We start from the raw sequence: 11,853 nt of genomic DNA on the forward strand, positions 1-11,853 counted from the left end.
AAAACGTAGCAGGCAATTGTTGTCATTAAGGTCGAACATGAGCGCAAGCGCAAACAGCGGTATCAAACAACAGATCGAGGCGATGTATCCAGTCACTGGGATTCAGCGCGGGATGATCTTTCATTCCATGCTTGCGCCGCAGTCGGGCGTCTACATCCTGCAGGACAGTATTCGATTCTCGGCCGCGTTTGATCCGGAGGTGTTCTGGCGCGCTTGGGAATACGTGATCCAACGCCATCCGGTGTTTAGGACCCTGTTTGTGCGGCTCGATACCGACCAGCCCGTGCAGGTCGTTCTGAAGCAGGTTCTGCTGCCCAAAGTCGAGCTTGATTGGACCGAGCTTCCGGAAGCCGAGCAAGATTCGGCGTTGCGCGAGCTACTGGTTAGTGAGCAGCAGCGCGGCTTTGATTTCGCGCGCGCGCCGTTGATGCGGCTGCATTTGATTCGCTGTGCCGAGCAGAGTTGGTACTTTGTCTGGACCCGGCATCACGTGTTGCTGGATGGATGGTCAGGCCCGTTGGTATTGCGCGACGTCATGGCGTGCCTTTCGGCATTTGCTGCGGGTCGTGAGCCGGAGTTGCCCCCGGCACGTGGCTATCAGGATTACGTACGCTGGGTCAATTCACAGAACCACGACGTGGCGAAATCGTTCTGGCAGAGCGAGTTGTCGAACTTTGATCTGCGCACACCATTGCCGATGATTCAAGAGTCAACCCGCGAGCAGCGGCAGGTCGAGGACTTGCAAGCGCATGCTGTACTCGTTGACACCAGCCTGAAGCAGCAGTTGGACACGTTCGTGAAGTCCGAACGTGTCACCCTGAATTGCGTCTTGCAGGCGGCCTGGGCGCTGTTGCTGGCGCGCTACGCAGATTTGGACGCGGTCACGTTTGGCGTCACCGTTTCGGGTCGACCGCCACAGTTGCCCGGTGTGGAATCGATTGTCGGTCCGTTCATCAATACGTTGCCAATGACCATCGCGATCGATGGCAGTGCCCGCGTGGGCGATTGGCTGCGGGCGCTGCAACTCCGGAATGCCGCGCGAGCCGACTACGAGTTCATGCCGTTGGCCGAAGTGCAATCGTTGCTGCCCGCGAATTCGCCGGCAGGCGGTGGGCTGTTCGACAGCCTGTTGGTGTTTGACAACTACCCGGTCAGTGCTCGTAGCAGCAGTGCGAGTGGCCCGAGCGCGGAGCCGCTGACCAGCTTTTCGTACAACAACTACCCGCTGACCTTGATGGTGATGCCGGGCGATTCATTGCTCCTGCAGTTCAAGTACGACGGTGCTTGCTATTCCCGCGCTGCTGTCACGCAGTTGCTGACGCATCTGCAGCAGCTGCTTGGTAACTTGACCGCAAGCGGCGAGCAACGCGTTGCAGCGTTGACGCTGGTGGCCGCGGACGAGCAACACGCCTTGCTTGTCGACGCGAAGGGTCCGGACCGAGAAGCGTCAAGGGACACAATTGTCAGTCGGGTTGCGGCGGTCGCAACCAGTGACCCCACGCGTCCAGCCTTGGTTTCGGGTGATGTCGAGCTCACCTATGCCGAACTCGACGCATCGGCCAATCGTCTAGCGCATTGTCTTCGCGCGTATGGATTGCAGGCGGGGCAGCGCGTCGGGCTCTGCACCGCGCGCAACCCAAGTTTGGTGATCGGACTACTTGGGATCATGAAGGCTGGTGGTTCTTATGTGCCGATCGACGCCGATTGGCCCGAACATCGGATCGCCCAAGTGCTGTCGCGTGCCGCGGCATCGATCGTCGTTACCGAGCAGGCCATGTTGGATCTGGTGGCGGGCGATGGCGATCGAACCGTCGTATCGATTGATCGGGATTGGGCGGAGATCAGCAGTTTTCCGGCGACTAGTCCGGCGATTTCGGTTTGCGCCGAGCAACTCGCCTATGTGATCTTCACGTCGGGCTCGACTGGCACACCCAAAGGCGTTGCGGTATCGCATGGCGCAGTGGTCGATTATTGCGATGGCGTCTTGGAGCGATTGGGGGTATTCGGGACAGCCTCGTTTGCGGCGTTGTCGACCGCGGCTGCCGATCTTGGCCACACCGCGCTGTTTGGCGCCCTGTGCTCGGGACACACGCTTCGGTTGTTGCCGGAGTCACTGAGTCTCGATGCGCACGCGTTGCATGACGAGTTAGTCCGTCGTCCCATCGATGTGCTGAAGATCGTGCCGTCGCATCTGGAGGCGCTACTCAGCGCAATGCCGGACCAGTCCTTGCTGCCGCGGCAGTGCTTGGTGCTGGGAGGCGAGAGTCCCTCGGGGTCGCTATTGCAACGCATTCGTGCGCTGGGTGCATGTCGAATCGTCAACCATTACGGACCGACCGAAGCCACCGTCGGCGCGCTGTCATGTGATTTGACTGCCACAGACCGCGTTCTCATCGGTACACCGATGGCAGCGCGCCGGGCTTATGTACTCGATCGCCATTTGCAGATCTTGCCAGCGGGGGCCCTGGGCGAGTTGTATCTCGGCGGCGCGGCGTTGGCTCAAGGTTACGTTGATGAGCCGGCGCAAACGGCACTCCGCTTTGTACCTGACCCGTATGCAACCCAACCCGGAAGCCGTATGTATCGGACGGGCGACCGCGTTCGGAATGTTGCAGGGGCTGGCGTGCAATACCTCGGCCGTATCGACCAGCAAATCAAGCTTCGCGGCTTTCGCATCGAACTGGGTGAGATCGAGTCGGCAATTCGCACGCTGGACGGCGTGCAGGCCGCAGCCGTTGCGTTGCAGGACGCCGGCCATGGTGAAACAAAGCTCGTGGCCTACGTGGTCGGAAACGTATCACTGGATGACTGCGCCAGTCGGGTTGCGGCGATACTGCCGGAGCCCATGCGCCCAAGCCATTGGCTGCCACTGCACGATCTGCCGCTGACTCGCAACGGAAAGCTGGATCGCAAGGCATTGCCGGGCCTCGCGGCGGTCGCGGCGCCCGTTGCCGCCCATGTTCCGCCTGCGAGCGGAATCGAAGAGCGGATTGCGGATGTTTGGCGGGACTTGCTGAAGCGCGACCAAATCGGGCGCGACGACAACTTCTTTCAGTTGGGCGGGAATTCACTGCTGATCATTCAAGCGCATGGCCGACTGAAGCGCATGTTCGGCACCGAGTTGAGTGTGCTCGATCTATTCAAGTATCCGACGCTGGCCAAACTGGCGAATCACTTGCGTGCAGGCAGTCAGGCACCCTCGGAGGGCGTCAGCCAGAGCGGCGAGCCACTCAAGGCGCACACCCCGATCACGGAGCAGCTGAGCCATGCATGAGCCGCGTGACGGGATTGCAATTGTGGGTCTGGCCGGGCGGTTTGCTGGCAGCGACGACATCGACGCGTTCTGGAACAATTTGTGCGCCGGTCGGAGCGGGCTGCGCCAGTTCAGTCGCGAGGAGCTTTCGGCGCGCGGGGTTCCGAGTGAGCAGCTCGATCACCCCGACTTTGTCGCAGCCGGTGCCCAGTTCGATGGTATCGACCTGTTTGACGCGGCGTTCTTTGACTACGCGCCGCGCGAGGCAGAAGTCTGTGGTCCGCAGCAGCGGCAACTTCTCGAGTGTGTGCACCGGGCCCTTGAAGACGCGGGTTGCGCACCTGACAAGCTTCAAGGACGTGTGGGCACGTTCGTCGGCGTGGGCCAGAGCAACTACTTGACGGTGAATCTCGGGACCCATCCCGAACTTGCCCAGACGGTCGGTGCACGCACCGTGCAGTTTGGCAACGACAATACGTTTGCCGCGACCCAGATTGCCTATCGATTGGACCTTCGTGGTCCTGCCATGGGCGTCGCCACCGCGTGCTCGACGTCTCTGGTGGCAGTTCACTTGGCGTGTCGCAGTCTGCTGGAAGGGGAGTGCGACGCGGCGATTGCTGGTGGCGCGCAAATCTCGATCGAACACGATTGCGGCTACCAGTATTACGAGGGCGGTATTCACTCGCCAGATGGCCATTGCCGGACCTTTGATGCCGACGCGCAAGGAACGGTCAGTGGCAATGGGGCGGCAGCGGTGGTGCTGCGTCGGCTCAGCGATGCCATTGCGGATGGTGACCGGATCTACGCGGTGTTGCGGGGCAGCGCGCTGTCCAACGATGGCAACGACAAGGTGGGCTACGCGGCACCAAGCGTCAGCGGGCAAGCGTACGCCATTGCACGCGCGCAAGCTTTGGCGGGCGTACATCCCGATCAAGTTGGTTATGTCGAGGCGCATGGGACGGCGACACCGCTGGGCGACCCGATCGAGATTGCGGGATTGACGCAGGCGTTTCGACTGCGCACGCAACGTCGACAGTACTGTGCGATCGGGTCTCTGAAATCGAATCTCGGACACATGGGTGCCGCCGCCGGTGTGGGGGCACTGATCAAGACGGCTTTGGCCGTGCACCACGGCAAGATTCCAGCCAGCCTGGACTTCAAGAACCCGAATCCGGCGCTGGCGCTTGAGCAAAGCCCGTTCTTCGTGAATACCAGCCTCTGCGACTGGAGTGATCCGTTGGAGCGTCGGATTGCCGGGGTGTCGTCATTTGGGATGGGCGGTACGAACGCGCACGCTGTGCTGGCCGGGCTGCAGACACCCGCGGCAACGCCGCCCTTGCGAACGAGTCAGCCGATTCTGCTGTCGGCGAAGTCAGAGTCGGCATTGCATGAGTTGCAGCGTCGCCTCGCCGGGTATGCCTTGCAACATCCTGACGGTTGCCTTGCGGATCTCGCCTATAGTCTCGCAGTCGGTCGACGTGATTGGTCGTGGCGTCGGGCGTTGGTCGTCGACAGCCCCGATGCGCTGATCGACGCGTGCCAGCGTCCCGCAGGCGCCAAGGCGCTCGGTGCTTTGCCCGTTGTGTTCATGTTCCCAGGCCAGGGCGCGCAACACCCTGGCATGGCGGCGCAGACTTACCAGAATGAACCCGCGTTTCGAGACGCGCTGGATCGCTGCGCCGAGATTCTGAATTTGCACGGAATCGACCTAAAGCGCTGGTTGCGTTCTGACGTGGATCGCAATGACTTGGACCAGACCGCGATCGCGCAACCTGTTCTGTTCGCCGTCTCGTACGCTTATGCCCAGTTCTGGATGTCGGTCGGAATCACCCCCTCGGCGATGATCGGCCACAGCCTGGGTGAATACGTTGCGGCAACCTTGGCTGGGGTCTTTGACCTTGATGCCGCATTGAGCCTCGTGGTGCAGCGTGGGGCACTGATGCAGCGTATGGCGCCGGGCGCGATGCTCGCCGTCGCGGCGTCGGTGTCCGAGCTGCGCGACGTGCTGGCCGAAGATTGCGAGCTGGCTGCAGTCAACGCCGAGCGCTCCGCGGTCCTGTCTGGTACCAAAGAGCGCTTGCAGGCGGCAGCCAATGCGCTGGAGGCCCGCGGCATCGCCTGCCGTTGGCTGGCGGCGCAACATGCCTTTCACTCGTCGTCGATGCGACCCATGTTGGCAGCGTTCCGCGTCGAGGTTGAGAAGGCGGCACCGCGTGCACCGACGTTGCGCCTTTGGTCCAACGTGACCGGCGAACCGCTCACCGCAGAACAAGCCATGGACCCGGACTACTGGGTGAAACAAGTGCAGCATACCGTTCGGTTTGCCGACGGGATCGAGTCGCTCCGCCGCGAGGACCGCTGCCTGTTCCTGGAGGTGGGGCCAGGCCAAGTGCTGACTCGCCTACTGAAGCAGTTCGTCCCGGCGATTGTGGAAAGCGCGCCGTCCGCACCGCATGCTGGCAGTGCCGCAGACGACTCGGCAACCTTGCTGGCAGCCTTAGCGAAGTTGTGGGAATCGGGCTACACGCTCCGTTATCGCGCGTTGTTTTCCGCTCAGCGCCGATTGAAGCTTGCCATTCCTGGGCATCCGCTCGAACTGCGCCGATTCTGGATCGAGCCGCGTCTCGACGCCATTGGTGCGCGCGCTGACGCTCGCTTCGTCGCGGCCGATGCAAGCAAGGCGACCCTCTACACACCAACTTGGCGTCAGCAACGTCTGGCGCCACGAGGAATCCATCCTGAAGACGCGTGGCTGATAGTCAGCGATGGCGATTCCGTTGCAACCGAGTTAGTTCGATCGCTCGCGGCGTTGGGCGCCTCGGTCCATGTATTGGGTCGCGCCGTCGAAGCATCTTGGTCTGCACTGCCGGTATTTCACCATCATCTGGATCTCGATCAATCTGGGGCATTGGATGCGGTGAAGCTGGATCTGGTCCAAGCAATCGGCGACGCTGCGACGATCCATCTGATCGTTTGCCGCGAACCGGTCGCACCGACCCGCGCCGATGCAAGTCGCCAGCTAGTCAGCTACGGGTTCCCGATCGTGCGCTTCTTGCAAGCGTTGACTGAGGCCAAAGACACGCGCCGACTGCGATTCACTGTCGTCAGCCCGGCCGCGTATGCGCTGAGCGATGATGACGCCGTCAATCCGGCGGCCGCGGCAGGCTTTGCGGCAACGCGCGTTGTTGGTCACGAACTGGCTGAGACGCGCGGATGCCATTTTGACCTGGGTGGCAATGAAGCGCCGCCGACCCAGGTTGCCATCGCAATTCTTGCTGAGCATGCTGCGGACTTGCCGGAATCGGTGGTCGCCTGGCGCTCGGGCCGTCGCTATGTGCGGGCGTTCCAACCAGTCGATCCATTGCCCGCACGCGCCAATCTGCTTGGTTTGGGCGAGAATATGTGGCAAGGGGCAGAGCAATCGGTGTGGCTGATTACCGGTGGCCTGGGTGGCATCGGGCTGGCATTAGCTCGGCACCTTGCCCGTCGATTCCGGGCGCGTCTCGCGCTGGTCACCCGCACTCCGATTCCGGCGAAGCAGGAATGGAACGCCTGGTTGGCCACTCAAGCAGCGGATAACCAGACGAGCAAGTTGATTCGTGCGTTGCGGGAGATCGAGGCCGAGGGCGGCGAGCTCTTGGTATTGGCTGCGGATATCGCCGATGCGAGTTCGGTGGGTTACGTTGCGGAGCGCGTTCGAAACCGCTTTGGGCGAGTGGATGCGGTGATTCATGCTGCCGGTGTCGCAGAAATGCATCCACTCGCGATGATCGAACCCGACACGCTTCGGCAAGCGGTGGCCGCCAAGACTTCGGCGCTCGACCATTTGCATGCGGCGTTCGGCGCCGAGCTCAAACTCATGTTGCTGTGCTCGTCACAGAACGCCTTCAAAGGCGGCATTGGCAAATACGCCTACTGCGCCGGCAACGCGTACCTGGACGCTTGGGCGGAGGCCCATGCCAACCATGTGGGCTATCGTTTGCTGTCGCTCAATTGGTGCATGTGGCGGGACGTTGGAATGGCGGTCGGGGCAGGGACTGAGCCGATCGACCCACAGCGTCAGCGCGAATCCATCAGCAACGACGAGGCGATGCTCGTGTTTGACACGGTGCTGCGGCAGCCTGAGGCGCGACTGGTGGTGTCGAAACTGCCGCCCGAACAGGTCCTCAGCAGCTTTGACCGGCAGCAGGCCGCAGAGCGCGATGCGATGGTCGCGTACACCATGCAAAATCGCCTGGACTTCTCAAAGCGAGCAGCCATGCGCTCGGATTATGCCGCGCCGGCCTCGTTGCTTGAGCAGCAACTCTGCCAGATCTGGACTGAGGTGTTGGGTGTCGAGCCAATTGGTGTCGCGGACAATTTTTTCGAAGTCGGTGGCAACTCGTTGCTCCTGACTCAAGTCGCGCTGCGCGTGCGTCAACGCGTTGCCGGAACCGTCAGTATGCAGCAGCTGTTCGGCGCGCTGACTGTGCGGGAGCAGGCCGCGCAAATCCTGGCGCAGCAGACCAACGCGACGTCGGCTGAGGATCTCGAGGCCATGTTGAGCGAGCTCGAATCCTTGTCTGAGGACGAAATACAAGGGTTGCTCAATGCATAACGACACGCAGAGCCGCTTCAGGAACCAAGCGGAACACGGTGCGCGAGCCATGCATCCAGCACGGCCAGGCGTGATTCTGGGCGGACTGTCCAAGGCCCGCATCGACTCTGAACGTGCTCAGAGGCTTTTCAATGTTGTGCTGTCTTTTTCTGTTTTCCGGAGTTGCTTGACGTGAACCAATCCCATGCGCTGCTGCAAAGAATCGAATCGCTGTCACCGGAAAAGCAGGCGCTGCTGCTGAAGAAGTTGGCGGCGTCCGCGCAATCTGCGGCCGTCGCTGCCGAGCAGCCCATCGCGCGGCAACCCGATCGACGGCAGGCGCCGTTGTCGCATTCGCAGCAGCTCTTGTGGTTGGTTGAGCAGCGCGAGGGTCCGAGCCCCAAGTACAACATGCCGTGTGCGTATCGGCTCGTTGGTGCGCTGGATGTCTCTGCCATGGCGCGGACGTTTCAGGCCATCGCCCGTCGGCACGACAGTCTGCGAACCTATTTCAGTGAGCAGAACGGTGAGCCAGTCCAATGCATCGATCCGACCCATGTACTGGACGTCGAGGTCATCGACCTGAGTGACCTGACGTCGGCAGACCAAGAGGCTCGCGTCCAGTCGCTGGTGCAGGCAAATGTCGACTGGAAGTTCGATGTCTCGCGTTTGCCACTGATGCGGATCGTGTTGATCCGGACACGGACGGACGAGCACTTTCTGTTGATGAACCTGCACCACATCATCTACGACGGTTGGTCCAAAGGCTTGCTGCTGCAGGAAATGGCAGTGCTGTATCCGGCCTTTCGTGACGGGCAGCCAGAGCCTTGCGAGCGCCTCCCTGAACTGCCGATTCAATACGGCGACTATGCTGCCTGGCAACGTGAGGGACGGAGCCAGGAAATCGATCGGCAGCTGCAGTATTGGAAGGATCGCCTGCGCGGTAGTTTGGCGCTGTTGGAACTGCCCGCCGACCGCGCGCGGCCGGCCGCACCAACGGGCAACGGCGCCGGCATGCTGATGCACATTCCGTTGTTCTTGACGAAAAAAATCGACGCCTTGGGCCGTAGCGAAGGTGCCAGTACCTACATGGCCGTATTGGCTGCCTTCAAGGCGCTGCTATGCCGATTGTCCGGGCGCTCCGACATCGTGATCGGCAGCCCGGTCGACAATCGCAGTCGCCGCGAATTGCAACATGTCATTGGGTATTTCTTGAATACCAGTGTGCTGCGCACGCAAGTAGACCGGGGCGGGAGCTTCCGCGATCTGCTCCGCGCCGTGAAGCAGACTTGCCTGGAGGCCTATCAGAATCAGGACGTGGCGCTGGGGCAGGTGATTGATGCGCTGAATCCCCCGCGCAGTCTCAGCCATACGCCCTTGTTCCAAGTGATGTTCGTGTTTCAGAACGCCGGGTCGGCCAACTTCGCCATGCCAGGCATTGAGATTGAACGCGCGGATGCGGTCAACAATACATCGAAGTATGACCTCTACTTGAGCTTTCAGGACACTGACGACGGCCTCAAAGGCTGGTGGACCTACAACACCGATCTGTTTGACCCAGACACGATCAAGTACTTCTCGCAGTGTTTGCTTAACCTCCTTCTGGACTGCGTCGCGAACCCGGACAAGGCGGTCGGTCGATTGTCGCTCACCGAGGCCGACACTGCCCGACCAGACTTCTCCGCACCCATGCCGTTCCGTTCGATGGCAGCGCTCTTTCTGGAGCAGGCGAACGCCAATCCGGATGCGGTCGCGCTCATCGACGCAGACCGTGGTGTCTCCTATCGCGAGCTGGCATCGAGAGCGGCCGCGTTCGCGGAACACTTGCGCGCCCAAGGCGTGCAGCGCGGTGATGCGGTCGCGATCGTCTTGCCGAGGTCGGTTGCGCAGGTGGCCGCCATGGTCAGTGTGCTGTTGATTGGTGCCGCTTATGTGCCGATTGACCCGGAGCTGCCGGCACACCGGATTACCCAGCAGATCGAAGACGCGGGCCCGAAGTTGGTGGTGTCATCCGAAGCCGTCGATCGCGAATTGCTTGCCGGTCTCAATGCGCCCGTGCTGTTGGCTGAGCAGGTCGTTGTCAGTTCGAACGTAGCACTGCCGGAACCACCGGCGATCACCCCGGATGATCTGCTCTACATCCTCTATACGTCCGGCTCGACAGGCAAGCCGAAAGGCGTGCGCGGCACCTTGGGCGCGACCTACAACCGCCTTGCTTGGATGTGGCGCGACTTTCCGTATCGAACTGGCGATGTCTGCGCACTGAAGACCACCATCAACTTTGTCGATGCGGTCGCCGAGCTGTGGTCGCCGTTGCTCGCCGGCGTGCCCTCAGTAACGGTGCCCGCCGCCGATGGCAAAGACGTGTATCGCCTGGTTCGATTGCTCGCGCGACACCGCGTGACGCACTTCATCGCAGTGCCGTCTCTATTGCGCTCCATGACGGAGGCCTATCCGGAGTTGCACGAGTCGCTGCCGTCGCTCCGCAGCTTGGTATCGAGTGGCGAAGCCTTGACGGTCGACTTGTTCCAGAAACTTCAGGAAGCATTGCCTGAGACCACCGTAATCAATATCTACGGTTCGACCGAGGTAGCCGCCGACGCGACCGCGAAGTGGGTTCAGACGGTCTCCAGCGCAGATCGCAGCGTACCGGTGGGGCAGCCGATTGCCGGACTTCGCACGTATGTGTTCGACTCGATGCTGGAGCTCTCGCCGACTGGCGTCATTGGTGAGTTGTACATTGGCGGAGCCGGCGTGAACGGGGGATATCATGGCCACGCGGCGCTGACTGCCGAGCGGTTCTTGCCGGATCCATTGGCGGCGTCATCCGGCGCGCGGATGTTCAAGACGGGTGATCTGGCGCGGATGCGCCGCGACGGTGATCTGGACTTGCTCGGTCGCAGCGATCACCAGGTCAAAATCCGCGGCATTCGCATTGAATTGCCAGAGGTCCGCACAGCGCTGCTGAAAGATCCAGATATCGTCGATGCGTATGTGGTCCGGAAACACGATGCCGAATTAGGTGATTGGCTCGGCGCCTATCTGGTGGTTCACCCAGATCGCGAGGTCAATCTCTCCGACATCGTGGCGCGTTTGCGCGACACGCTGCCGGACTACATGGTTCCGACCGCCTTCCAACTGCTCGACAAGCTGCCCTTGAACGCCAATAGCAAGATCGATGCGCAGGCGTTGCCAGAGCTGTTGCGAACGACTGCGGGCAGCGATGTTCCGTATGAGACGCCGAACACCGATACCGAACGCCTGATTGCCCAGATCTGGCAGGCCAAGCTGAAGCTCGAACAAGTTGGCCGGCAGAGCAACTTCTTCGACCTCGGCGGACACTCGCTGATTGCGACGAAGATTGTCGCCGAGGTGCGACAGCAGCTCGAGATCGACATCACGGCTCGCGACCTGTTTGCGACCATGACGGTCGAGGCGTTTGCCCGGCGTATCGATCAGATGCGCAGTCAGTTGGTAACCGAATACGAACTCAGCGAGTACTGATTTTTTTCCGTGCCGTCGGACCTTGTCTGCCGGCGCGCTCCCTTCAAGCCCACCCTTCATTTTCTGCGAGGACCTCCTAATGATTCGCCTGATGCACGCCAAAATTCACCGCGCCAAGATCACGGCCTGCCACCTTGACTACATGGGCAGCCTGACGATCGATCCAATCTGGATGGAACAGGTTGGCCTATTGCCACTGGAAGAAATCCAAGTTGTGAACGTGACGAACGCCAACCGGTTTGTGACCTACGCGATTCCTGGTACGCGCGGCGAAGGTCAGATCGAGCCCAACGGCGCTTGCGCCCACCTCTGCAAGGTCGGCGACATCGTGATCATCTACGCCATGAAGTCGGTGCCGCGTGAGAACGTGATCGATTCCGGCCACTTGGCGAAAGTGTTGATCTTTGGTGCGGACGGCACCCCGGAGCTACTGCATCAGCATCTGAGCACGAACGGCGAGCAATTCAGTTTTGACTCGCAGCCAGTTGACTTGCCGGAACGCGAGTCGATCGCAGCCTGA

At 61.2% G+C, this 11,853-nt stretch carries 4 protein-coding genes; all 4 read left to right on the forward strand.

All coding sequences use genetic code 11. The annotated features are described in order from the left end of the window. Positions 1-37 precede the first annotated feature (37 nt). The 4 genes from C7S18_RS08105 to C7S18_RS08120 all read left to right on the forward strand — a co-directional run bounded on the left by C7S18_RS08105 (position 38) and on the right by C7S18_RS08120 (position 11,853). Positions 38-3,274 carry a non-ribosomal peptide synthetase gene (locus C7S18_RS08105; RefSeq protein ID WP_106891080.1) on the forward strand — a complete coding sequence of 1,079 codons (3,237 nt, stop codon included), beginning with the start codon at positions 38-40 and terminating at the stop codon, positions 3,272-3,274. Further along, positions 3,267-7,850: a type I polyketide synthase gene (locus tag C7S18_RS08110; RefSeq protein WP_106891081.1), complete on the forward strand. Its 4,584-nt coding sequence runs from the start codon at positions 3,267-3,269 to the stop codon at positions 7,848-7,850. The genes C7S18_RS08105 and C7S18_RS08110 overlap by 8 nt, the downstream gene beginning before the upstream one ends. A gap of 171 nt (positions 7,851-8,021) precedes the next feature. Further along, positions 8,022-11,333 (forward strand): non-ribosomal peptide synthetase, encoded by a 3,312-nt coding sequence (locus C7S18_RS08115; protein ID WP_170113174.1) that lies wholly within the window; start codon positions 8,022-8,024, stop codon positions 11,331-11,333. A 91-nt stretch (positions 11,334-11,424) separates the two neighbouring features. After that, complete coding sequence (locus C7S18_RS08120) at positions 11,425-11,853, forward strand: aspartate 1-decarboxylase (protein WP_170113175.1); 429 nt, start codon at positions 11,425-11,427, stop codon at positions 11,851-11,853.

The organism is Ahniella affigens (genome assembly GCF_003015185.1).
Taxonomy (GTDB): Bacteria; Pseudomonadota; Gammaproteobacteria; order Xanthomonadales; family Ahniellaceae; genus Ahniella; species Ahniella affigens.